This is a genomic window from Arenibaculum pallidiluteum (assembly GCF_017355985.1).
Lineage (GTDB): Bacteria > Pseudomonadota > Alphaproteobacteria > Azospirillales > Azospirillaceae > Arenibaculum > Arenibaculum pallidiluteum.
Window position 1 is genome coordinate 21404 of the sequence record NZ_JAFIQU010000009.1, and the last position, 23298, is coordinate 44701.

18 protein-coding genes are annotated in these 23298 nt (G+C 69.2%); 11 read left to right on the top strand and 7 right to left on the bottom strand.

From position 1 onward, the window contains the following. Positions 1-73 precede the first annotated feature (73 nt). The 6 genes from JUB13_RS18150 (at position 74) to JUB13_RS18175 (ending at position 12359) form a co-directional block, all read left to right on the top strand. Positions 74-6436, top strand: coding sequence for a HAMP domain-containing protein (locus JUB13_RS18150; protein WP_207481474.1), 6363 nt, complete (start codon positions 74-76; stop codon positions 6434-6436). Between the two features lie 16 nt (positions 6437-6452). Beyond that, on the top strand, positions 6453-8558 hold the full coding sequence (locus JUB13_RS18155; RefSeq protein WP_207481476.1) for a response regulator: 2106 nt from the start codon (positions 6453-6455) through the stop codon (positions 8556-8558). A gap of 105 nt (positions 8559-8663) precedes the next feature. Next, the gene (gene aguB, locus JUB13_RS18160) at positions 8664-9542 is read left to right on the top strand and encodes an N-carbamoylputrescine amidase (protein WP_207481478.1); all 879 of its coding nucleotides are present in this window, start codon (positions 8664-8666) and stop codon (positions 9540-9542) included. Positions 9543-9890: 348 nt separating this feature from the next. Next, entirely contained in the window at positions 9891-10367 is a 477-nt protein-coding gene (locus JUB13_RS18165; RefSeq protein WP_236025049.1) for a helix-turn-helix domain-containing protein, read from the top strand. A 501-nt stretch (positions 10368-10868) separates the two neighbouring features. Then, a complete protein-coding gene (locus JUB13_RS18170) occupies positions 10869-11129 on the top strand; it encodes a ribbon-helix-helix domain-containing protein (RefSeq protein WP_207481480.1) in 261 nt (86 codons plus the stop codon). Between the two features lie 81 nt (positions 11130-11210). After that, positions 11211-12359: a succinylglutamate desuccinylase/aspartoacylase family protein gene (locus JUB13_RS18175; protein ID WP_207481481.1), complete on the top strand. Its 1149-nt coding sequence runs from the start codon at positions 11211-11213 to the stop codon at positions 12357-12359. Positions 12360-12417: 58 nt separating this feature from the next. On the opposite strand, the gene JUB13_RS18180 is transcribed toward JUB13_RS18175, so the two are convergent. Continuing rightward, positions 12418-13860: an FAD-dependent oxidoreductase gene (locus JUB13_RS18180; RefSeq protein ID WP_236025050.1), complete on the bottom strand. Its 1443-nt coding sequence runs from the start codon at positions 13858-13860 to the stop codon at positions 12418-12420. Continuing rightward, the gene (locus JUB13_RS18185; protein ID WP_207481483.1) at positions 13835-15001 is read right to left on the bottom strand and encodes a polysaccharide pyruvyl transferase family protein; all 1167 of its coding nucleotides are present in this window, start codon (positions 14999-15001) and stop codon (positions 13835-13837) included. Before JUB13_RS18185 ends, JUB13_RS18180 begins: the two co-directional genes overlap by 26 nt. 137 nt (positions 15002-15138) lie before the next feature. Between JUB13_RS18185 and JUB13_RS18190 the strand changes: the two genes are divergently transcribed. Together JUB13_RS18190 and JUB13_RS18195 are read left to right on the top strand one after the other, a co-directional pair. Then, positions 15139-15393, top strand: coding sequence for a GlsB/YeaQ/YmgE family stress response membrane protein (locus tag JUB13_RS18190; protein WP_207481485.1), 255 nt, complete (start codon positions 15139-15141; stop codon positions 15391-15393). Between the two features lie 125 nt (positions 15394-15518). Further along, entirely contained in the window at positions 15519-15896 is a 378-nt protein-coding gene (locus JUB13_RS18195; protein ID WP_207481487.1) for a response regulator, read from the top strand. 103 nt (positions 15897-15999) lie between these two features. Here JUB13_RS18195 and JUB13_RS18200 read toward each other — a convergent pair whose 3' ends face one another. Continuing rightward, positions 16000-16542 (bottom strand): thermonuclease family protein, encoded by a 543-nt coding sequence (locus tag JUB13_RS18200; protein WP_207481489.1) that lies wholly within the window; start codon positions 16540-16542, stop codon positions 16000-16002. A gap of 181 nt (positions 16543-16723) precedes the next feature. Between JUB13_RS18200 and JUB13_RS18205 the strand changes: the two genes are divergently transcribed. After that, the gene (locus JUB13_RS18205) at positions 16724-17563 is read left to right on the top strand and encodes a DMT family transporter (RefSeq protein ID WP_207481491.1); all 840 of its coding nucleotides are present in this window, start codon (positions 16724-16726) and stop codon (positions 17561-17563) included. A 42-nt stretch (positions 17564-17605) separates the two neighbouring features. On the opposite strand, the gene JUB13_RS18210 is transcribed toward JUB13_RS18205, so the two are convergent. From JUB13_RS18210 to JUB13_RS18225, 4 genes are all read right to left on the bottom strand, one after another. Then, positions 17606-18052 (bottom strand): hypothetical protein, encoded by a 447-nt coding sequence (locus tag JUB13_RS18210; RefSeq protein WP_207481493.1) that lies wholly within the window; start codon positions 18050-18052, stop codon positions 17606-17608. A gap of 95 nt (positions 18053-18147) precedes the next feature. Next, positions 18148-19722: a sensor histidine kinase gene (locus JUB13_RS18215; protein ID WP_328702960.1), complete on the bottom strand. Its 1575-nt coding sequence runs from the start codon at positions 19720-19722 to the stop codon at positions 18148-18150. 1 nt (position 19723) lies between these two features. After that, positions 19724-20572, bottom strand: a complete 849-nt coding sequence (locus JUB13_RS18220) for a response regulator transcription factor (protein ID WP_207481496.1) — start codon at positions 20570-20572, stop codon at positions 19724-19726. Further along, positions 20487-21026: a hypothetical protein gene (locus JUB13_RS18225; protein WP_207481498.1), complete on the bottom strand. Its 540-nt coding sequence runs from the start codon at positions 21024-21026 to the stop codon at positions 20487-20489. Before JUB13_RS18225 ends, JUB13_RS18220 begins: the two co-directional genes overlap by 86 nt. A 412-nt stretch (positions 21027-21438) precedes the next feature. Here JUB13_RS18225 and JUB13_RS18230 point away from each other — a divergent pair, with 412 nt between their 5' ends. Together JUB13_RS18230 and JUB13_RS18235 are read left to right on the top strand one after the other, a co-directional pair. After that, positions 21439-22836, top strand: coding sequence for a hypothetical protein (locus tag JUB13_RS18230; RefSeq protein ID WP_207481500.1), 1398 nt, complete (start codon positions 21439-21441; stop codon positions 22834-22836). Next, a complete protein-coding gene (locus JUB13_RS18235) occupies positions 22833-23288 on the top strand; it encodes a phage holin family protein (RefSeq protein WP_207481501.1) in 456 nt (151 codons plus the stop codon). Before JUB13_RS18230 ends, JUB13_RS18235 begins: the two co-directional genes overlap by 4 nt. The last annotated feature ends 10 nt before the right edge of the window (positions 23289-23298 follow it).

Sequence of the window (23298 nt, forward strand, 5' to 3'; positions counted from 1 at the left end):
CCTGCCGGCTGCTGGAACCGGTGATCCCGCGCAACGAAGTGCCCGCCAACAGAATGCCCCTGGGAGCAAGACCATGAAGAACGATCCCGAGAAGGTCGCACATGCGAACGGCGCTGCCTCGCGCGGAGCGGAGGTGCTGGTGGCGACGGCTCCTGCGGAGGGTGACGGCATGCCCATGCACGGCGGCCCGCACATGCGCGAGGACGGCATGGACCTGAACGACCTGCTGATCGCGCTGCAAGCCATGCGCGCCGGCGACTTCTCGGTCCGGCTGCCGGGCAACCAGACCGGACTTTTCGGCAAGGTCGCGGACACCTTCAACGACATCGTCGCCGCCAACCAGCGCATGGCCCAGCAGCTCGAGCATGTGGGCCAGGTCGTCGGCCGCGAGGGCAAGACCAGGACGCGCGTGCGCTTCGGCCTGTCCTCCGGCGCCTGGGTCGACATGGAGACCTCGGTCAACACGCTGATCGAGGACCTGCTCTGGCCGACCACGGCCGTCACGCGCACCATCACCGCCGTCGCCAAGGGCGACCTGCTGCAGACCATGCCGCTGGACGTCGACGGCCGGCCGCTGAAGGGCGAGTTCCTGCGCTCGGCGACCATCGTGAACACGATGATCAAGCAGCTCAGCATCTTCACCTCGGAGGTGACGCGCGTCGCGCGCGAGGTCGGCACCGACGGCAAGCTGGGCGGCCAGGCGCAGGTGCGCGAGGTGACGGGCGTCTGGAAGGACCTCACGGAAAGCGTGAACTCCATGGCGTCCAACCTGACGGCGCAGGTCCGCAACATTGCCGACGTGACGATCGCGGTGGCCAACGGCGACTTGTCCAAGAAGATCACCGTCGACGTGCGCGGCGAGATCCTGCAGCTCAAGGAAGCCATCAACACGATGGTGGACCAGCTGCGCTCCTTCGCATCCGAGGTGACGCGCGTGGCGCGCGAGGTCGGAACCGAGGGACGCCTGGGCGGCCAGGCGCTGGTGCCGGGCGTCGCCGGCACCTGGAAGGACCTGACGGACTCCGTGAACGCGATGTGCGGCAACCTGACGGCCCAGGTCCGCAACATCGCCCAGGTGACGACGGCCGTGGCGCGCGGCGACCTCTCGCGCAAGATCACCGTGGACGTCAGTGGCGAGATCCTGGAGCTGAAGAACACCATCAACACGATGGTGGACCAGCTGAACGCCTTCGCGGGCGAGGTGACGCGCGTCGCGCGCGAAGTCGGCACCGAAGGGCGCCTGGGCGGTCAGGCGCAGGTGCCCGGCGTCGCCGGAACCTGGAAGGACCTGACGGATTCCGTGAACTCCATGGCGGGTAACCTGACGGCCCAGGTCCGCAACATCGCCGAGGTCGCGACGGCCATCGCCAACGGCGACCTTTCGCGCAAGATCACGGTGAATGTCAGCGGCGAGATCCTGGAGCTGAAGGAAACCATCAACACGATGGTGGACCAGCTCAACGCCTTCGCATCCGAAGTGACGCGCGTGGCACGTGAGGTCGGAACGGAAGGCCGCCTGGGCGGCCAGGCGAACGTGCTCGGCGTTGCCGGAACCTGGAAGGACCTGACGGACTCCGTGAACTCCATGGCGGGTAACCTGACGGCCCAGGTCCGCAACATCGCCGAGGTGTCCACCGCCATCGCCAATGGCGACCTGTCCAAAAAGATTACCGTCGACGTGCGCGGCGAGATCCTTCAGCTGAAGGAGACCATCAACACCACGGTCGACCAGCTCAACGCCTTCGCATCCGAAGTGACGCGCGTGGCGCGCGAGGTCGGCACCGAGGGCAAGCTCGGCGGTCAGGCGCAGCTCAAGGGCGTTGCTGGCACCTGGAAGGACTTGACGGATTCCGTGAACTCCATGGCGTCGAACCTGACCGCCCAGGTCCGCAACATCGCCGAGGTCGCGACCGCCGTGGCGCAGGGCGACCTTTCCAAGAAGATCACGGTGAACGTCAGCGGCGAGATCCTGCAGCTCAAGGAGACCATCAACACGATGGTGGACCAGCTGCGTTCATTCGCGGGCGAGGTGACACGCGTCGCCCGCGAGGTCGGCACCGAAGGGCGCCTGGGCGGCCAGGCCGTCGTGCCCGGCGTCGCCGGCACCTGGAAGGACCTGACGGACTCCGTGAACTCCATGGCGGGTAACCTGACGGCCCAGGTCCGCAACATCGCCGAGGTGTCCACCGCCATCGCCAACGGCGACCTGTCCAAAAAGATTACCGTCGACGTGCGCGGCGAGATCCTTCAGCTGAAGGAAACGCTGAACACCATGGTGGACCAGCTCAACCGCTTCGCATCCGAAGTGACGCGCGTGGCGCGCGAGGTCGGCACCGAGGGCAAGCTCGGCGGTCAGGCGCAGGTGCCCGGCGTCGCCGGAACCTGGAAGGACCTGACCGAGAACGTCAACTCCATGGCGTCCAACCTGACAGGCCAGGTCCGAAACATCGCCGAGGTGACGACGGCGGTGGCGCGCGGCGACCTCTCGCGCAAGATCACCGTGGACGTGAAGGGCGAGATCCTGGAGCTGAAGAACACCATCAACACGATGGTGGACCAGCTGAACGCCTTCGCATCCGAAGTGACGCGCGTGGCGCGCGAGGTCGGAACCGAGGGCAAGCTCGGCGGTCAGGCGCAGGTGCCCGGCGTCGCCGGAACCTGGAAGGACCTGACCGACAACGTGAACTCCATGGCCGGCAACCTGACCGGCCAGGTCCGAAACATCGCCGAGGTCGCGACCGCCATCGCGAACGGCGACCTGTCGCGCAAGATCACGGTGGACGTGCGCGGCGAGATCCTCCTGCTGAAGGAGACGCTGAACACCATGGTGGACCAGCTTCGCTCCTTCGCGGGCGAGGTGACGCGCGTGGCGCGCGAGGTCGGCACGGAAGGCAAGCTCGGCGGCCAGGCGGTCGTGCCCGGCGTCGCCGGCACCTGGAAGGACCTGACGGACAACGTGAACCTGCTGGCCGCGAACCTGACCACCCAGGTCCGCAACATCGCCGAGGTGACGACGGCGGTGGCGCGCGGCGACCTCTCGCGCAAGATCACCGTGGACGTGAAGGGCGAGATCCTGGAGCTGAAGAACACCATCAACACGATGGTGGACCAGCTGAACGCCTTCGCGGGCGAGGTGACGCGCGTGGCGCGCGAGGTCGGCACCGAAGGCAAGCTCGGCGGGCAGGCGCAGGTGCCCGGCGTCGCCGGAACCTGGAAGGACCTGACCGACACCGTGAACGTCATGGCCGCCAACCTGACAGAGCAGGTCCGCGGCATCGTGAAGGTGGTGACGGCGGTCGCCAACGGCGACCTGAAGCAGAACCTGACCGTCGCCTCCAAGGGCGAGGTCGCGGCGCTGGCCGAGACCATCAACAACATGACGAACACGCTGGCGACCTTCGCCGACCAGGTGACGACCGTCGCGCGCGAGGTCGGCGTGGAAGGCCGGCTGGGCGGTCAGGCGCACGTGCCGGGTGCCGCCGGCACCTGGAAGGACCTGACGGGCAACGTGAACCTGCTGGCGGCGAACCTGACCACGCAGGTGCGCGCCATCGCCGAGGTGGCGACCGCGGTGACCAAGGGCGACCTGACGCGGTCGATCCAGGTCGAGGCGCGCGGCGAGGTGGCCGAGCTCAAGGACAACATCAACACCATGATCGGCAACCTCCGCCTGACGACGGAGCGGAACACCGAGCAGGACTGGCTGAAGACCAACCTGGCGCGCTTCACGAACATGCTGCAGGGCCAGCGCGACCTGGCGACGGTCGGCCGCATGCTGCTGTCCGAGCTGACGCCGCTGGTCGATGCGCAGCATGGCGTGATCTACCAAGTGGAGACGGTCGAGGCATCCTCGCCCTTCCTCAAGCTGCTGTCGGCCTACGCGGATTCGCCCGTGGGCTCCCGCCCCGAGCGCCTTCAGCTCGGCGAGGGCCTCGTCGGCCAGTGCGCGCGCGACGCCCGCCGCATGCTGATCACCGAGATGCCGGACCACGCCACGCCCATCGGATCGGGCGTCTTCAAGGCGGTGCCGCGCAGCGCCATCGTGCTGCCGGTCCTCTTCGAGGGGCAGGTCAAGGCGGTGATCGAGCTGGCATCGCTCGGCTCCTTCACCGAACTGCAGATGACCTTCCTCGAGCAGCTCACGACGGGCATCGGCATCGTGCTGAACTCGATCGAGGCGACGATGCAGACCGAGGGCCTGCTGAAGCAGTCCCAGCAGCTCGCCACCGAGCTGCAGTCGCAGCAACGTGAGCTGCAGCAGACCAACGAGCAGCTCGAGCAGAAGGCCCAGCAGCTCGCCGAGCGCAACGTCGAGGTGGAGGCGAAGAACCAGGAGATCGAACAGGCCCGCCGCGCCCTCGAGGAGAAGGCGACCGAGCTGGCGCTGACCTCCAAGTACAAGTCCGAGTTCCTGGCCAACATGAGCCACGAACTGCGCACGCCGCTGAACAGCATCCTGATCCTTGGCCAGCAGCTCAGCGAGAACCCGGAAGGAAACCTGTCGGAGAAGCAGGTGGAGTTCGCCCGCACCATCCACGGCGCGGGAACCGACCTGCTGAACCTCATCAGCGACATCCTGGACCTGTCGAAGATCGAATCCGGCACGGTCTCGGTCGATGCCGAGGAGATCGTCTTCTCGAACCTTCTGGAGGTGATGGCCCGGCCGTTCCGCCACGAGGCCGAGAACCGCCGCCTGTCCTTCGAGGTCGCTACGGCGCCAACCCTGGAGCGCAGCATCATCACGGACTCGAAGCGGCTGCAGCAGGTGCTCAAGAACCTGCTGTCCAATGCCTTCAAGTTCACGGAGAAGGGCGGCGTCAAGCTCAGCGTCTTCCCAGCGACCACCGGCTGGAGCCCCGACCATCCGGGCCTGAAGAACGCGCCGTCGGTCGTGGCCTTCGAGGTCTCCGATACCGGCATCGGCATTCCGCCCGAGAAGCAGCGCATCATCTTCGAGGCATTCCAGCAGGCCGACGCGAGCACGAGCCGCAAGTACGGCGGCACGGGCCTGGGCCTCGCCATCAGCCGCGAGCTTGCGAACCTCCTGGGCGGCGAGATCCATCTGCGCAGCCAGCCGGGCGTCGGCAGCACCTTCACGCTTTACCTGCCGCTGACCTATGTTGGCGCCTCCATCCCGACCCGGCCGGCGCTCGACCAGCTGCCGGTGCGGGCCACGGGCGTCCCGGCCGTCATGTCGGCGTCGCGGCTGGCCGAGCTTCCGCTCGATCACGTCTCGGACGACCGCAACGCGCTGGAGCCCGGGGACTCCGTGCTGCTGATCGTCGAGGACGATCCCCACTACGCCCGCGTCATGGTCGACCTGGCTCACGACAAGGGCTTCAAGGTCCTGGTGGCGATGCGCGGCGCGGATGCGCTGGCCCTCGCCCGGGAGTACCGGCCGACTGCGGTCTCGCTCGACGTCTTCCTGCCGGACATGCTGGGCTGGACCGTGCTCAGCCAGCTCAAGCAGGACCCGGCCACCCGCCACATCCCGGTCCAGATCGTGACCCTGGACGAGGACCGGCAGCACGGGCTGGCCCGCGGCGCCTTCTCGTTCATCAACAAGCCGACGACTACGGAAGGGCTCGAGGCGGCGCTGCTCCGCATCAAGGAATACGCCCAGCCGCGTCGCAAGCGCCTGCTGGTCGTGGAGGACAACGCCGCCGAGCAGATGAGCGTCACGGCCCTGCTGGGCCATGACGACATCGACATCGTTACCGTGGGCACCGGCAGCGAGGCGCTCGAGGCCCTGCGCACCGAGCCCGTCGACTGCGTCGTCCTGGACCTGAAGCTCCCGGACATGTCGGGCTTCGATGTCCTGCAGCAGCTTCGCGACGACGAGAAGGTCCGCGACGTGCCGGTGGTCGTCTTCACCGGGCGCGAACTGTCGCCCGAGGAGGACGCGCGCCTGCACACCATGGCGCGCAGCGTCGTCGTGAAGGGCGTGGAATCGCCGGAGCGCCTGCTGGACGAGACGGCGCTGTTCCTGCACCGCGTCGTCTCGGACCTCCCGGAGGAGAAGCAGCGGATGCTGGAGCGCCTGCACAGCTCGGACGACGATCTCGTCGGCCGGACGGTGCTGCTTGTCGACGACGACGCGCGCAACATCTTCGCGCTGTCGAGCGTCCTGGAACGCCGCGGCATGCACGTGCTGACGGCGACGACCGGCAACGAGGCCATAGCAAGCATCGAGGCGCGCGACGATGTTGCGATCGTCCTGATGGACATCATGATGCCCGGCATGGACGGCTATGAGACCATGCAGGTGATCCGTGCCAACCCGGCCTTCCGGCGGCTCCCGATCATCGCCCTGACGGCCAAGGCCATGAAGGGCGACCGCGAGAAGTGCCTGGAAGCCGGCGCCTCCGACTACCTGGCCAAGCCCGTCAATACCGAGCAGCTTCTGTCCGCCCTGCGGATGTGGCTGCACCGCTGAGGTGGGAGAGGTTCGCATGAGCGCGATGCGACCCGACCGGGTCAACATCCTTCTCGTCGACGACCAGCCGGCGAAGCTGCTGAGCTACGAGGTGATCCTCGGCGAGCTTGGGGAGAACCTGATCAAGGCCGGCTCTGCGCGCGAGGCGCTGGAGCATCTGCTGAAGACCGAGATCGCGGTGATCCTGATCGACGTCTGCATGCCCGAACTGGACGGGTTCGAGCTTGCGGCGATGATCCGCGAGCATCCGCGCTTCCAGAAGACCTCGATCATCTTCGTCTCGGCCATTCAGATCACCGATCCGGATCGGCTGCGCGGCTACGAGGCGGGCGCCGTGGACTACGTCCCGGTGCCCGTCGTGCCCGAGGTCCTGCGGGCCAAGGTCAAGGTCTTCGCCGAGCTCTACCGCAAGACCCGCGAGCTGGAGCGGCTGAACGCGGAGCTCGAGCAGCGCGTTGCCGAGCGAACGGCCGAGTTGCAGGCATCGACGGAAAGGCTCCAGCAGAGCGAGCAGCGCCGGACGCTGGCCCTGGCTGCGGGGCGCATGGGCTCGTGGGACTGGGACGTCGCCACCGGCGAGTGCCACTGGGACGAGGGCCAGTTCCGCATCTTTGGTGTCGATCCAGCGACCTTCATGCCCTCCGCCGAGGCGGCGCTCCGCGCGGTCCATGCCGAGGACCGCGGGCGCCTGAGCACCAGGGCGAGGCGGATCCTGGCCTCGGGCCGCGCCTCGGACGTGGAGTTCCGGATCATCCTGCCGAACGGCGAGCAGCGCTGGTGCATCGCCAGCGCCGCCCCCACCCTGGACGCCTCGGGCCGCGCCGTGCGCCTGAGCGGGGTGACCTACGACATCACGGAGCGCAAGAAGGCCGAGCATGCCCTGCGCGACCTGAACGGCGAGCTCGAGCGCCGCATCGAGGAGCGCACCCGCGAGCGCGAGACCGCGCTGGCCCAGCTTCTGGAAGCTCAGAAGATGGACACCATCGGTCAGTTGACCGGCGGCGTCGCGCACGATTTCAACAACCTGCTGATGGCCATCATGGGGAGCCTGGCGCTGGTCAAGAAGCGGCTGCCGGATGACCCGCGAACGATGCGCCTCATCGACAACGCCCTGCAGGGCGCACAACGTGGCGCGGCGCTGACCCAGCGCCTGCTGGCCTTCGCGCGGCGCCAGGAGCTGAAGCCGGAATCCGTCGACGTGCCGCGCCTGGTCAGCGGCATGGAGGATCTGCTGGAACGCGCCCTCGGCCCGGGCGTCCGGATCAGCAAGAGCCTGCCGGCCGACCTCGCCCAGGTCCGCGTCGATGCCAACCAGCTCGAGCTGGCGTTGCTGAACCTGGCCGTGAACGCGCGGGACGCCATGCCGCTGGGCGGCACGCTGGGCATCGCCGCCTGCAACGAGACCGCGGCATCGGTTCCCGGGCTGAAGCCAGGGGCTTATGTCCGCATCAGCGTCGGTGATTCCGGGATCGGCATGGACGAGGCCACGCTTGCGAAGGCCACGGAGCCGTTCTTCACGACGAAGGGTCCCGGCAAGGGGACGGGGCTGGGGCTTTCGATGGTTCACGGCCTGGCAGCCCAGTCCGGCGGGATGCTGAGGATCTCCAGCCAGCCCGGCAAGGGAACGATGGTCGACCTGTGGCTGCCCCGCGCCACGCCCGAGACCTCGCGGGAGGGCGCGGTCGAGGACCGCGCGCCCGGCGAGGATGCGGTGTCGAAGACGGCCCCCTGCACGATCCTCCTGGTCGACGACGACGCGCTCGTGAGCACGGGCACGGCCGCGATGCTGGAGGATCTCGGCCATATGGTGATCGAGGCCAACTCGGGCGCGGACGCCATCGAGCTTCTGCGCACCAGCCCGCGCATCGACGTGGTCATCACGGACCACGCGATGCCCGGCATGACTGGCATGGAGCTGGCCCGCCGCCTGCGCGAGAGCCATCCCTCGCTGCCGATCATCCTCGCAACGGGCTATGCCGAATTCCCGCAGTCGGAGACCGACGAGCTGGCCCTGCCGCGGCTGACCAAGCCATACCTCCAGGAGGAACTCGCCGCGGCGATCTCGGCGGTGGCCGAGACGGTCTCGCACCAGGCCAAGGTGATCCCGCTGCGCCCGCGCTGACCCGCGCGGGACACCGCCGGCCGCCGATCGCAATGGTCCTTTTCAGGGACGCAGTCTTGACTATCTAAAGGGCGCCCAACCACCACCCGCCGACCGGGAGCCCCCATGCGGACCGTCACTCTCGCCGCCACCCAATTCGCCTGCAGCTGGGACCGCGACGCCAACGTCGCGAACGCCGAGCGCATGGTCCGCGAGGCCGCTGCGCGCGGCGCCAACATCATCCTGCTCCAGGAGTTGTTCGAGACGCCGTACTTCTGCAAGGACCAGAAGCACGATTACTTCCGCCTGGCCGCGCCGGCCGAGGACCATCCGGTCCTGCGCCGGATGAGCGCGCTGGCGGCGGAACTCGGCGTCGTCCTTCCTGTCAGCTTCTTCGAAAAGGCGAATACCGCCTACTACAACTCGCTGGCCATGATCGACGCGGACGGCCGCATGCTGGGCGTGTACCGGAAGTCCCACATCCCGGACGGCCCCGGCTATCAGGAGAAGTTCTACTTCAGCCCCGGCGACACCGGGCTGCAGGTCTACGAGACCCGGTTTGGCCGGGTCGGGGCCGCCGTGTGCTGGGACCAGTGGTTCCCCGAGACCGCGCGGGTCCTTGCGCTGCAGGGCGCCGAGATCCTGCTCTACCCGACGGCGATCGGCTCCGAGCCCCAGGACCCGTCCCTCGATAGCCGCGATCACTGGCAGCGCGTGATGCAGGGCCATGCCGGCGCGAACGTGATGCCGCTGGTCGCCAGCAATCGCTTCGGACGCGAGCAGGGGGATGCCTGCGCGATCACCTTCTACGGCTCTTCCTTCATCGCGGGGCCCCACGGCGAGAAGGTGGCCGAGGCGGGACGCGAGGGCGAAGCCGTCCTCACGGCGAGCTTCGACCTGGACCGCCTGCAGGAGATCCGGTCGTCCTGGGGCGTGTTCCGGGACCGTCGCCCGGACCTGTACGGACCGATCCTGACGCTGGATGGCCGCACCGCCCGGCGATAGGGCGGATCGCCGCTCCCGCCCCGGGGGCAAACCGAAGCAAGCTCGGGGGCACCCTGCCCCCGAAGCGCAGCGCGCGACCGCTACGGCCCCTGCGCAACCTCCTGTTACGGAATTCCATATCTCGATGCTGCTCGATGCGGAAAGATGATTCTTTCCGCGCTGTAGCTTTCATGCGGCAGCTTCCCTGCCGAGATGCTGTCATCCGGAAGAATCAATCTTTCAATCAAGGTTGCGTGAATCCTGCATCTTGACCGCGGCGCGAGTGTTGACAATGGGAGGGCATTCAGTTCTTTTGCAATCTAAGTTCTAGCCCGGGGCCAACCGGAGCACGACTATTTGGGGTCTGAGATGAAGAGCAAGAACATGCGGCCCGTCAGCGCGAACATCATCTCGCGCCGCGGGGAAGGGCCGCATCCGATTGACATCCACGTTGGCTCCCGCCTCCGGATGCGCCGCACGCTCCTTGGCCTCAGCCAGGAGAAGCTTGGCGAGGCAGTCGGAATCACATTCCAGCAGTTGCAGAAGTACGAGCGCGGGGCGAACCGCATCAGCGCCAGCCGTCTCTACCACCTGTCGCAGGTGCTGGACGTGCCGATCGGCTATTTCTTCGAGGAGATGAGCGCAATGGGCGAGCCGGCGGCCGAAGGGGCCCCGCTGGTCCGCCTCCCCGAGGAGCCGGACGAGTTCGAGGCCATGGCGCGGCGCGAGACGCTGGAACTGGTGCGCGCCTACTATCGCATCACCGACGCGACCATCCGGCGGCGCGCCTTCGAGCTGATCAAGGCGCTGGGGGGCGAGCGGGTGGACGAGGTTCACGAGGCCTGAGGCGCGTGGGCGGCATGCCGCTTCCGCCACGCTCGGACAAATCTCGTCCTTTCGAACTAAAAGATTTCATACGCAAGTAATAAATGCAGGGGCTCATGCGCTCCTGCAACTTTTTTTACGTCGCTACATCCTTATGTCCCAATTAGGATAGGAAGGCCGCCCCGATTTCGCCGCGCCTTTGCCGTGGGCCGATGAGGCATGCCCCGGGCCCGTCCGGACCTTGGCGGGTCCCACAGGACCATGCCGGATCCAACGCAAGGTGAGGCGCGCTGGACATCGAGGGCTGGCGGACCGTCGGATGCAACCGAAGGCTTTTTCAGGGGAGAGCCTCCATGCAGGCCAGACCGAGTCCCGTACCCCCGCGACGCCTGGCCGGATGCATCCGGTCCGGCACGTGCCGCAGCCTGCCATTGGCCGTCTCCAACGCGGCCGCCTCACCCCTTGATCTGCCACGTGCCAGCCCCGTCCCAACCGGGCGCCGGCAAGTCTGGGAGTAAGTTCATGGACGACGTCTTCGCGATCCAGCCCCCCGTCCTTCGCAACGTGTATGTCGGGAACCGCCGCACGAGCATGCGACTCGACGACGATACTTGGCGTGCCCTGGAACTCGCCGCCGAGGAGGAGGGGATCTCGGTCAGCGAGCTGGTGACGCGCATCGACGAGGTCCGCTCGCCCAGCGGCTCGCTGTCCGGTGCGGTGCGGTCCTTCCTGATCGCCTTCCTGATGGCCAAGAACTTCGGCAGGCAGCGTAACCAGGCGTGACCGGCGCCGGGCGTCGGGTCGGGATTGCGCGGACGGCTCGCCGGGGCCAGAGTGGCGCGCCCGATCCCAGGCGAGCGCGACATGTCCAAGAGCGTCAGCGAACTGCCCCTGTCCCGGAACCGCCTCGGCACGCGGCGCACCCTTGCGGTGCACCGCTACGGCAGCCCGGGCGCCCGGCCGAAGGTCTACATCCAGGCGGGCCTCCACGCGAACGAGGTCCCGGGCATGCTCGTGGCGCGGCACCTTCTGGATCGCCTCGACGCGGCGGACGCAGCCGGTGCGATCCAGGGCGAGATCGTCGTCGTGCCGATCGCGAATCCCATCGGGCTAGAGCAGTTCGTGCTGGGCGAGGCGGTCGGCCGCTTCGCGCTGGACGGTTCCGGCAACTTCAACCGCGACTTTCCGGACCTGACCGAGGCTGCGGCCGAGCGCCTGCAAGGCCGGCTAGGCGCCGAGGCCGCGGCGAACGTCCCGCTGGTCCGCGAAGCCCTGAAGGCCGCCCTGGCCGGGATCGAGCCCGAGACACCGGTCGCCGCGCTCCGCCATGCCCTGCTTGGCCTCGCCATCGATGCGGACGTCGTCCTCGACCTCCATTGCGACTCCGAATCGCTGATGCACCTCTATACCGGGACGGAGCTTTGGCCCGGCGCGGCCGACCTTGCGGCCCAGCTTGGCGCCCGGGCGGTCTTCCTGGCGGAGGTTTCCGGTGGCGACCCCTTCGACGAGGCCTGTTCGGCCGTCTGGTGGAAGCTGCGCGACCGGCTCGGGCTCGGCCGCGACGCGCTGGGTGCTGCCTGCCTGGCGACGACCGTCGAGCTGCGCGGACGCTCCGATGTCTCGGACGAGCTCGCGCGCGAGGACTCCGACAACCTGTTCCGGTTCCTGGTCCGGCGCGGCGTGATCTCGGGACAGGCCGGCCCCCTGCCGCCCGCGCGCTGCGAGGCGACGCCGCTCGCCGGCGTGGAACGCATCGTCGCGCCGCTCTCCGGCGTCGTCGCCTACAAGGCCGAGATCGGAGATCTCGTGGAGCCCGGGACCGTCGTCGCCGAGATCGTCGATCCCGCCGCGGAGCACGGCGACCGGGCGCGCACGCCGCTGCGCGCGACCACCGGTGGTCTCTTTTGGTCGCGCAGCACGCGGCGGGTCGTCGCCGCCGGGGACATCGTGGGCAGCACAGCGAGCCCCGCCCCCCTGCCCGGCCGCGGACCGAAGCTGCTGACGGCCCGCTGAGCCGCCGGCGCTGAACGCCCCCTGCTGAACCGCCCCCGATGAGCGTTCGGGGCCGCCCTCAGACGGCGGCGCCCTGACGCCGCAGCTCCGCCTGCACCTCCGCCGTCGGCACGTCCCGCAACCCGCGGCGCTGGCGCACTGCCAGCGCCGCGCAGACCCCGGCTGCCTGGCCGGTCGCCATGGCCGTCGGGGTCACACGGTAGGAGGAATGGGCCTCGTGCGTCCCGCCGATGGCCCGGCCAGCGACGAGCAGGTTCTCGACGCCGCGGGGCAGAAGGCTGCGCATCGGCACCTCGTACCATTCGCCCGGCGGCAGCTTCCGCAGCACCGTGCCCTTTCCCGTCGGGTTGTGGATGTCGATGGGATAGCTTGCTCGGGCGATCGCGTCCGGGAACTTCCGCGCCTCCAGCACGTCCTGCGCTGTCAGCACGTAGTCTGCCTCGATCCTGCGCGTCTCGCGCACGCCGACGGTCGTGCCGCTCTGGATCACATAGCTCGACGCGAAGCCCGGGACGTATTTGCGGAAGAAGGCGGCGATCTGGCGCATCTGGCGGCGCGCCTCGATCTCGGCCCGGCTGAGGTCGAACACGTCGGTGCCGAGCGCCGCCGTCACGCGGGTGCAGTTCACCGACAGCTCCCCGCGATGGGGCGTCGCGAAGAACAGGATGTCCTCGCGCGGGAGATCCAGGTCCCCCGCCTCGGACGCCTTCGCCACCAGGTCCCAGAGACCGTGGACGCCGCGCCACTGCCCGGGATTGTCGCGGATATACGCGTTGAAGCGGTCCTGGTCGACGCCGCCGAGCCGGAACATCAGCGTCATGGGCTGGACCCGGCCATCGCCTTCCCGCCCGACCTGGAACCGGGCGCCGGCCTGCGCGGCCAGATCGGCATCGCCGGTGCAGTCGATGACCACCGGCGCGGCGACGGCGATTGGGCCCGACTTGGTCTCGAGCACAACTCCGCGGGCGCCGGCCGCGGCCCGGCCCTGCATCGCCGGGCCTCCATCGGCCAGGATGCCGGACGCGAAGGCATGGAACAGCATGCGCACGCCGGCCTCGTCGAGGAGCTCCAGCGCCACGGACTTGTAAGTCTCGGGATCGAACGGCACCGTGTAACCGGTCTCGAGGCTCGGCGACACCGCGCCCTCGGCCGCGATCAGGCGATCCAGGAAGACCTGCAGCGCACCTGCCACGACGGGATCGCCGGGCCCGTGGTCCTGTGGCAGCAGGCGCGTGTCGTCGACGTCCTGCTGGACGGCACCCTGCGTATGCCAGGACATCAGCGGGTTCACGAGCGCGGCTGTCGGATTGCCGCCCAGGAACCCGAAGCGCTCCACCAGGACGACAGAAGCCCCGGCCCAGGCGGCCCCGAGGGCCGCCCCCATTCCCGAAGGGCCGCCGCCGGCTATGACGACGTCGCAACGGGCGACGATTGGCGCGCGCCGGCCCGGCAGGTCCACGGCCTCGGAGTCCCGTTCAGAAGGCGTAGGCAATACCGGCAAGATCCTCTCCGCTGCGGCTGGGGGGTGTGCCGTCCCGGCCCGGTCCGAGTCCGATCACCGAAAGGCCCAGGGGGACGGTCTGCGCGGCGACCGCCTGAAGCTCGGGCAGGCGGTCGGCGACCGTTGCGATCTGCTCGCCGCGATGGTCCCAGAGCCGGTCGAGGTCGGCCAGGAACGCGCCCGCATGCTCGTGCTCGAGCGGCGTGCGGGACAGGCCCAGGCTGGCCAGGAAATCCGTCACCTTGGAGGCGTAGGGCAGCGGCATGAGGGGCACGCCCATCAGCGCGGCGAAGACGAGGAAATGCAGGCGCATGCCCACCGCCATCTGGAGCCGGCCGACCATGCCGATGATCTCGCGGGGGCCGTAGGGCCGCTTCAGGACATGGCTGCGCTGGGGCGCCGCCATGCGCGCGATGACCTTGTGGATCTCGCGCCGGTCCGCCTGCTCCATCGGCACGAACACGGCATCCGCCTCGAAGCGGTGGATCACGTAATCCGCGGCCTGCGCGATCAGGTCGTGATAGGCGTGACGGTCGAGGTCCGGGGCGGCGGGCCCCTGCTCGCGCACCGAGAAGCCGATCAGCGGCCGGTCAAGCGGGATCCCCTCCGCGCGCAGCATCTCGTCGTCGAATTCCGAGGGGCGCAGCAGCAGGGCCGGATCGGCGGTGACGCGCACGGGGACGGTGACGCCGATCTCCTCGCACAGGCGCTTCGCCGTGACCTCGCGCACGGTGATGGCGTTCATGCGGTTCAGCCCGTCGCGAACGGCGCGCCGTTCCTCGCGCTCCCGCAATGGGCCGACGCCGATCGCGAATGTGCAGGTCGGCACGCCCAGCTCCTGGGCGATGGCGACCTCGCGAAGATAGGTCTGGGCCTCGCTGTCGTAGAGGATGCCGCCGCCGCCCAGAAGCAGCAGGTCCAGCCGCTCGACCTCCGGGAGGATTTGCGCGCGCATCGCCGCCCGCGCGCTGATCGCGCGGTCGACGTCCTGATGGCGGCGCGTGTGTTCGGCATCGCGCGAGAACGCGACGATCTCGACTCCCGGCACGGCCGCGCGGAGCTGCTCGCAGGCCGAGGCGAGGATGGCCTCGTCGCCGAGATTGAGCCCGCCGTAGGATCCCGAGATACCGATGATGGGCATCGCCTTCCCCTCCAGCGACGTTCCGCCGTCAACACCCGGCCCAGCCGCGTGTTCCCCACCCTGCCCCCTGAGGATGGTTGAACCAAAAGCCGTGTTTGCAGGTTGTAGGGATCGAAGGACAAACAAGGAGCCTGGACATGGGTATCATCGGGACCCTCATCATCGGACTGATCGCCGGCGCCCTGGCTAAGCTCATCATGCCTGGCCGGGATCCCGGTGGGATCATCGTCACGATGCTTCTCGGCGTCGCCGGTGCCTTCGTGGCGACCTATCTGGGCCAGGCCATCGGCTGGTACCGGGCAGGCGACGGCGCGGGATTCATCGGCGCGGTGGTGGGCGCCATCATCCTGCTGGTCATCTACCGCATGGTGGTCGGCCGCCGGGCGGCCTAACGGCGCGGCCCTCGGGCCCGAAGGAGCGGCCGGCGCGGGGGCCGCTCTTTCGGGTAAGGGCACCCCTTTGTGAACAAAGGGCGGGCGAGGCCGTTCATTCCAGGTCGATACCGTCTCGAAAGCCCATGCCCAGCAAGCGCACAGCCCGCATCCTGATCGTCGAGGACGAGAGCATCGTAGCCCTGGATCTCGGCGACATTATCCTGGCGCTCGGACACGACCTGGTCGGCTACGCCACGACCGCGGCCGACGCGGTGCTCCGCACCGAGCAGCACCGCCCCGATCTCGTCCTCATGGACATCCGCCTCGGTCTCAGCGACGGCGTCGCCGCCGCCCGGCAGATCCGGGAGCGTTTCGGGACCAAGATCATCTTCGTCAGCGCGTTCTCGTCGGACCTGGACCGCCGAGGGGTGGCCGATCTCGGACCCGTGGTCGCGAAGCCCTTTTCTGAACACGCGATTGGCCGGGCCATCGCGGGGGCGCTGGCGGCGGCGGCGGCCTAGAGCGAATTGAGGTTCACCTTGAACCTCGGAGCGCCCCTGGCTCATCGCATTTCAGGCGATCTGGCGTCCATACCAGGTCGCGATCCGCTCCGAGCCGCGCCGCTCACTGATCCTTCTGGAGCTTCAAGCTGCGCCAGACCCAGGGCGCATCGACACGCCCGGCCCACATGCCGGCCTTGCGGCTCTGGGCCGTGGCCTGCAGCGCCACGAATTCGTGCGAGAGCTTGATGGCTGCGAAGGCCCACCCGCGCACCACCATAGCGCCCGCTATGCTCTTGCCCTCCGAGCGGCAGGACCCCGAACGCATCCCGTCGGACGCGGCGGGACCGGACAGGATGCATTCGATCTGACGCCCATCCAGGATCGCGGCAAGGGTGCGCCGGGCGACTTCGCCGCAATCGTACTCGCGTCCACCCCCAATATTGCATGTCTGCCCGAGGTCGGGCGCGTCGATGCCGCTGAGTCTGATCCTGGTGCCGTTCAGGGACAGCACGTCGCCTTCCAGCGCGCTGGCCGTGCCGTTCATGGTCTGAGTGGAGCCCGCCTTTCGCGCCTCGGCCGCGACAGCCGGCGGCGGCAGGGCGGAGGCGGCAGCCAGGACGGCGGCCAGGGCCGCCGGGATGGGCGGGATCGGAGCGCGGCGCATGATCCCTGATGCCATCCCTGCGGTTAAGGCTGGGTTGAGATTTCCGTCCTTGATCCTGCCGGGCGTGCCCCCGAGCATCCGCCCGATGATGTCGAGCCCGCACCGCGCCCCAGGCGCATCCTTTGCCACCATGCCTCCCGCCGCCGCCGGACGCCGGCATGGTCTGGCGCAGGCCGCCGGAATGCCGGCCTTCTTCGTGGTGCTGTGGAGCACCGGGTTCATCGGCGCCAAGTACGGCCTTCCCTATGCCGAGCCGCTGACCTTCCTTCTGATCCGCCTGGGTCTGGTGGCGGTGGTCCTCGGGGCGGTCGCGCTGGCGATGCGGGCGCCCTGGCCCAGGCGCGCTGCCGACTGGGGCCATATCGTCCTGGTCGGGCTGCTGGTCCACGGGGTCTATCTCGGTGGCGTGTTCACCGCCATCGCCCATGGGCTTCCAGCCGGGCTGACCGCACTGATCGTTGGCCTGCAGCCGCTGTTGACCGCAACGCTGGTCGGCCCGCTGCTGGGCGAGCGCGTGACCAGGCGGCAATGGGCCGGTCTGGTCCTCGGCCTTGCCGGCGTGCTCCTGGTGGTGCAGCAGAAGATCGCGCTCCGTGCCGAGGATGCCGCGGCGCTCTGCCTCGCCGCCGCAGCGCTGGTGGGGATCACGCTGGGAACGCTCCACCAGAAGCGCTTCTGCACGGGCATGGACCTGCGCAGCGGGACGGCGATCCAGTACGCCGCGACGGCGGCGGCGCTGGCCATTGCCGCGCCACTGGCCGAGACCATGGAGGTGCGCTGGACCGGGGAGTTCCTGTTTGCCCTCGCCTGGTTGAGCTTCGTGCTGTCGGTCGGGGCGGTGTTCCTGCTCTTCGCACTGATCCGGCGCGGAGCCGCAGCATCGGTGGCGAGCCTATTCTACCTGGTGCCGCCCTGCACGGCGCTCACGGCGTGGCTGCTCTTCGACGAGACGCTGGGCCCTGTCGCCCTGCTCGGAATGGGGATCGCCGCCGCGGGCGTCGCCCTCGTCAACCGGCGCTGAGAAGCCGGCGGCGAAGCCCCCTTCCGAGCCGCGCCAGCGGCATCAGGCGACGGCCGATCCTCCGCGCATCGGGATGTGCAGCGCGCGCGGAGCCATCAGGCTCAGGTTCAGCAGCGCGTCGTCCACGTCGGAGATCTCGTTGGCGAAGGCGTGATAGCAGGAGATCTCCAGCACGCCGTCCGCGCCGAGCATCAGGGCGGCCTCCAGCACCGCTTCGATCGCGCGCGTCTCCGCTGTCAGCTCGTCCTCGGGACTGTCGACCAGCAGGACGACGACCGTGCTGCCCTCGCGCCGCCCGTAGATCCCGTCGGTCCCGAAGGCGCGGCTGGCGATGTCGAGCACGTGGTCCGCGGCCAGAGCGGGAATGCAGATCCGCAGGAGCGAGATATGGATGCCGGTCGTCGCGAGAAGGCGGAGGGACCAGGCGATCTCGTCGGATCCCGCAGCCACCGACGGCGGGCGCATAGAGGAATTCCACTGATCAGCCATGCGATCAGGTCTCCACGGGTTCCCGCCGAATCTAGATCTGCCCCCCTGGTGGGAGAGGGACAATCCTGTGACATGCGGGTCCGCGGCGATCGCTGTCAGGGCGCCAGCGGCAGCTCGATCCGCACCTCAAGGCCGCCAGTTGCCCGGTTCGCAGCCTTGACCGTGCCGCCCACCGCCTCGACGTTGCGGCGCACGATCCACAGGCCGATGCCGAAATGCGGCTCCCGCGCTGAGCCCTCGGCGGGAGCGACGGCCACCTCGCCCGCATCGGGGAGCGGGGCTGGCGTGCGAAGGGTCCGCCCGGGCTCGTGCTCGCGCTTCGAGAAATAGCGCTCGAAGATGCGCTCCAGGTCTCCCTCGGGCACGCCGGGCCCCTGGTCCTGGACCGCGAAGACTGCCCGCCCGCTCTGGCGGGCCAGCGACACGGCAAGGACCGATCCCGGCGGCGAGAAACTGATCGCGTTTTCGACGATGTTCTCGATCACGGTCTCCAGCAGCTCGCGTCCCGCGAGCACGACCAGCCGGGGCTCGATGGTCGCGGCCAGGCGGATCCGCCGTTCCGCGAGAAGCGGGCCGTAGCCCGTCATCATGCGCTGCACGAGATCCGAGATCTCGACCTTGCGGCGCGGCGGTTCCAGCAGGTCGGCGGCCGCCTCGTCCATGCGTCGCGCAAACGAGACCAGGCCGTCGAGCCGGTCGAGGGACCGCTCGATCATGTCGACTGCGCGGCGCCCGCGCGCATCGGTCTCCGGCAGCGAGCGCTTCAGCGGCTCCAGCGACTGCCGGATCACGGCGATCGGCGTCTTGAAGGCATGGGCGTTGTCCTCGGCCGTTCGCCGGATCGTCTCCGCCGAGCTGCGCAGCGTGTTGACGAGCCGGTCGAAATCCTCCGCGACGCCGGCCAGCTCGGGAACCGTGTTCAGCGCCGCGAAGGAATGCGGCCGGCCCGGCTGGTCGCCGATCCGGCGGGCCAGGCCGCCGAAGCGCCGCAGGTTGCCCCAGACGCCCGCGAAGACGGCGAGCACCAGGGCCGCGAGGGCTATGTAGACGGCCGCCGCCGCCTGCATCTCCGGCGCCTGCCAGTAGGCCCTTCCCAGCGAGGTGCCGAGCAGCGATGCCGGTGCCGTGCTCGACGTGACGACGGCCCAGCAGCCCATGGGCGCCCGGACCGGTGTGATGGAGGTCAGCAGCTCGAGCCCCCCTGCAGGGGTCGGCACCCGGATCGCCAGGGGCTGCTCGCCCTCGCAGCCCTGGGCGAGCCGCGCGAGGACGCCGCCATCCAGGAGATGCCTGCGCTCGAGATCGAGATAGTCGTTCGGGGTCGCGGGGGCGGCGGCAACGTAGAAGAAGCCCTGCGCGCCCGGCACGCCGGTGGGCCGCAGCAGCAGCTTGAGGCCGGTCCCCGGCCCCGCGAAGCGCGCGAGCTCCTCGCCCATGTGCGGGAGGCTCGCGGGCGTGGCGCGCAGCAGGACCGGGGCGAGCGCCCGAGCCGTGGTCCAGCCCTGCTGTGCCGCTCCTTCGAGCAGAAGCGCCTGTTTATGGGCGTCGGCCTCGCGGAGCTGGTTATAGATCAGCACCGGCACCGCGAGGAACACGACCATCAGAAGGACGAGCTGGCTTGCCAGCGAGCGCAGCAGCCAGGCGAGCCCGGTCCGGGCCCGCACCGTCACCTCAATCCTCCTCGGCGCCCGCCGGAACGGGAACATCCGTGCCGTCGCTCCACCGATAGCCGAAGCCGGGATAGTTGAAGATCATGTCGAAACCGTCGTCGACCGCCCGGAACTTCTGCCGGATCCGCTTGATGAAGGCGCGGACGTTGGCGCGGTAGCCGGCAGGGCCGTAGCCCGCCATGAAGCCCTTGCCATGAACGAGGTCGTAGATGTCCCGGTAGGAGACATCCTGGCCGGCCTTGCCCGAGAGGACGCGGACGATGTTGAACTCGGTCAGCGTCAGGTCCACCCGGACACCCTTCCAGAACGCGCGGCTGCCGTCGAGACGCAGCTCAAGCTCGCCGAAGCGCACCGTGCCGGTCTCGCGCTCGACGGGATCGGCGACGACGTCGCCCTTGCGGCCGTCCAGGATGATCTGGATGCGCTTCAGCAGGATCGGCAGCGATCGGGACTTCTCGACGAAGTCGACGGCGCCGCCCGCAAGCGCGGCCTCCTCGTAGATCTGGTCGGACAGCACGGTCAGGAAGATCACCGGCGTGTCGATGCCGGCGGACCGCATCTCCCGCAGGACCTCGAGCCCGTCCATCTTGGGCATCCGCCAGTCGAGCAGCACGATGTCGACCGTTCCGCCCTGACGGAACCACTCCAGCGCAGGCTGGCCGCGCTCGAAGGACACGACCTCGAAGCCCTCGTCGCCGAGGTTCAGGCCCAGGGATTCCCGGAACAGCTCGTCGTCGTCGACCAGCGCGACCCGCACCGCGGGCTCAGGGGCGATCGAGGAAGGCGGCCTTGCCGTCAGGGGCTTGGCGGAGGAATTGATCAAAGCATTGTTCGTCGACATCGGGCGCATTTTCCGTGCTTGTGAGTTCATAGGAGAGCGCGCGGTAACGCTGGGTATCCATCTCGAGAAAGAAGAAGACCCTCAGCACGCAGGACCTTGACGCGTACTGCCAGTAGCGGCCGGGAGGAACGTCCTCGGCCCAGGTGGGCTCGCCGAGCAGGCGACGCATCGCCGCCTCGTCCAGCCCGACCAGGCTCTTCGGCGAGACCGCCTTGGCCTGACTTCCTTCGGGGCCAAGCGCGGCCGCACGGCCCGCACCGGTCCCGCCAGAGCCCCCACCAGCCTGTTCGGCCTGCCCCGCCGGAGCCGTCTTCGGGGCGGCAGCAACCTGAGCCGGGCGCGGCTTGCTGCGCGGCGGCGTGGGCAGCGGCGCCTCGACGCGAGCCTGCGGCTTGGGGTCGGCCGCCGGCTCCTGCTTCTCAGTACCGACGCTGCAGCCAGCGAGCAAGAGTGCTGAAAGCATAAAATCTATGCCTATTTTACGCAAAGCACCCCTCCTCCGGGCAGTCGCGCTGGGCCGAACCCGGCAGAATCAGGAAATCTTTCCTTCACAAAGATCCCGCACAATACTGCGGAACGCCATCCCGACTCCGGATCCTCTAGGCCCCGCCCCGGTCTCAGCCCGAGTTCTCTTGGCCCGATCCCCTGTATACAGCGTATGATCATTTGCGGGCAAACTGGTGAATGGAAGCTTAACGGATCCGCGGCGCCAAGCAAACTACCACCATTGCGCAAAGCGCCCCGACTCGGCCGGAGCGGCGCCTTCCATGGATCGAACATCCCTCGAAAGTCCCGGGAACCTCACAGTTCGGCCCCCTGTTTTGGAACCCGAGACTGGGTCAGCGATGGCAATCGATCGTCAGGAGGTCCGAGAAATGGCAGCCCACAACGAAGAGGGAGCGGACAAGGGCGCCTCCGCCGGGGGAAGCGGACAGGAAGGCCGGAGCAATGGGCCTGACCGTCTGAGGCACGATGCGCAGGAGGCGGCGGCACGTATCCAGAACGACGTCCGCGAGGTCGGCTCCCGCTTCGCGGATGCCGCGCGCGAGCAGGTCCGCTCGGTCTTCTCCGAGCAGCAGCACCGCGCGGCGGACGAGGTTGGCGGCGTCGCCCGTGCGCTGCATCAGGCGGCGCAGCAGCTCGACGAGCACAATGCCGGCGTCGCCGCGCGTTATGCCGAAAGGGCCGCGGCCGAGGTCGACCAGTTCGCCGAGCGGCTCCGCCACAAGGATCCCGGCGAGCTCATGGACCAGGTCACGCAGTTCGCCGAGCGCCAGCCCGGCCTGTTCGTCCTGGGCGCCGTCGCCGCCGGCTTCCTGTTCGCCCGCTTCGCCCGCGCCAGCACGACGCCAGGTCAGCGCTGGCGCGTCGCCGGCACCGGCGGCCGCCGCTACGAGGACCGGCGCTACGACGAGCGGCACAGCGGCCACGCCTGGGACGGCGGCTACGCCTATGGCGAGGAGGGCGACTACCCCGAGGATTACCGCGCCTCCCAGCAGGATTACCAGGACCGCGGCTACCGGTACCGGGCCCGGGACGTCGGCGCCGATGAAGGCCGCACCTATCGTCCCGGCGGCGCGACCGGCGGCTATGGCGCCTCGGCAGCCCCCGGCGCAGGAATGCCGGGCACCGGCATGGGCACTGCGGCTTCGCGCACCGGCACCGCCGCGGGCTCCTTCACGGGCTCGTCCATCGGCGGCACGGCCGGCGCCGGCGGTGGAACGGCCGGTCCCGCGGGCGGGCAGACAGGCACTGCCAGCGGCGGGATCACGGGCGCCACGGCGGGCACCAGCGGAGCCATGGACCGCAACACGGCGGTGCTCGGCAGCGGCGCCGGCAGCGAGGTCGGAGGCGACCTGACGGCTGGAACGTCAACGGGCGGGCTCGGCGGCTCAACGATGCCGGGCAACCCGGCCCGGGCCGACAATGCCTCCAGCACCTTCCCGCAGGTGCATGGCGGGTCCGGCGCCTCGGCGATGCCGAGCGGCGTCGCTGCGGCCGGCACGACCGGCACCCCTGGAAGCGGCACGACGGGTACTAGCTCGACGGGTACTGGCTCGACTGGCACCGGCTCGACGGCCACCGGCTCGACTGGCACCGGCTCGACTGGCACCGGCTCGACTGGCACCGGCTCGACAGGGACTGGCGGCATTGGCGCCACTGGCACGGGTACCGGCGGCAGCTCCGACAAGTCGGCTACGGACAGGCCGGACCCGACGAGTTCGGGCAGCAGCGCATCCGGCGGCGGCTCCGGCCAGGGGGGCGGCGCATGACGGCCTACGGCAACGATCGCGACGAACCGATCCGGGGCGAAACGCTGCGCCCCGAGCCCCGCACGACCGGGGGCGAGCGGCCGCTGACCCAGCTCCTGTCCGACCTGGCGACGGAGACCACCACGCTTGTGCGCAAGGAGGTCGAACTCGCCCGCGCCGAGGTCTCCGAGAAGGTCGGCCAGGCGACCGCGGGGGCGGTATCCCTCGCGGCCGGCGGCCTGGTGGCCTTCGCCGGCCTGATCTTCCTGCTCCTGGCCGCGGTCTACGGCCTCACGCGCGTGGTCCCCGACTGGGCCGCCGCGCTGATCGTGGGGGCGGTGGTCACCCTCGTCGGCGTCGTCATGCTGCTGGTGGGCAAGCGCAAGCTCTCGGCCACGAGCTTCGAGCCGCGCAGGACCATCGAGACGCTGAAGGACGACAAGCGCTGGGCCGAGTCCCAGCTCGGCCGCTGAGGAGGACGGG

What these genes read in the sequence shown, in the direction of transcription:
- JUB13_RS18150 (WP_207481474.1), top strand. Translation starts at nt 74, where the DNA reads ATGAAGAACGATCCCGAGAAGGTCGCACATGCGAACGGCGCTGCCTCG.
- JUB13_RS18155 (WP_207481476.1), top strand. Translation starts at nt 6,453, where the DNA reads ATGAGCGCGATGCGACCCGACCGGGTCAACATCCTTCTCGTCGACGAC.
- aguB (WP_207481478.1), top strand. Translation starts at nt 8,664, where the DNA reads ATGCGGACCGTCACTCTCGCCGCCACCCAATTCGCCTGCAGCTGGGAC.
- JUB13_RS18165 (WP_236025049.1), top strand. Translation starts at nt 9,891, where the DNA reads ATGAAGAGCAAGAACATGCGGCCCGTCAGCGCGAACATCATCTCGCGC.
- JUB13_RS18170 (WP_207481480.1), top strand. Translation starts at nt 10,869, where the DNA reads ATGGACGACGTCTTCGCGATCCAGCCCCCCGTCCTTCGCAACGTGTAT.
- JUB13_RS18175 (WP_207481481.1), top strand. Translation starts at nt 11,211, where the DNA reads ATGTCCAAGAGCGTCAGCGAACTGCCCCTGTCCCGGAACCGCCTCGGC.
- JUB13_RS18185 (WP_207481483.1), bottom strand. Translation starts at nt 15,001, where the DNA reads ATGCCCATCATCGGTATCTCGGGATCCTACGGCGGGCTCAATCTCGGC.
- JUB13_RS18190 (WP_207481485.1), top strand. Translation starts at nt 15,139, where the DNA reads ATGGGTATCATCGGGACCCTCATCATCGGACTGATCGCCGGCGCCCTG.
- JUB13_RS18195 (WP_207481487.1), top strand. Translation starts at nt 15,519, where the DNA reads ATGCCCAGCAAGCGCACAGCCCGCATCCTGATCGTCGAGGACGAGAGC.
- JUB13_RS18200 (WP_207481489.1), bottom strand. Translation starts at nt 16,542, where the DNA reads ATGCGCCGCGCTCCGATCCCGCCCATCCCGGCGGCCCTGGCCGCCGTC.
- JUB13_RS18205 (WP_207481491.1), top strand. Translation starts at nt 16,724, where the DNA reads ATGCCGGCCTTCTTCGTGGTGCTGTGGAGCACCGGGTTCATCGGCGCC.
- JUB13_RS18210 (WP_207481493.1), bottom strand. Translation starts at nt 18,052, where the DNA reads ATGGCTGATCAGTGGAATTCCTCTATGCGCCCGCCGTCGGTGGCTGCG.
- JUB13_RS18220 (WP_207481496.1), bottom strand. Translation starts at nt 20,572, where the DNA reads ATGCGCCCGATGTCGACGAACAATGCTTTGATCAATTCCTCCGCCAAG.
- JUB13_RS18225 (WP_207481498.1), bottom strand. Translation starts at nt 21,026, where the DNA reads ATGCTTTCAGCACTCTTGCTCGCTGGCTGCAGCGTCGGTACTGAGAAG.
- JUB13_RS18230 (WP_207481500.1), top strand. Translation starts at nt 21,439, where the DNA reads ATGGCAGCCCACAACGAAGAGGGAGCGGACAAGGGCGCCTCCGCCGGG.
- JUB13_RS18235 (WP_207481501.1), top strand. Translation starts at nt 22,833, where the DNA reads ATGACGGCCTACGGCAACGATCGCGACGAACCGATCCGGGGCGAAACG.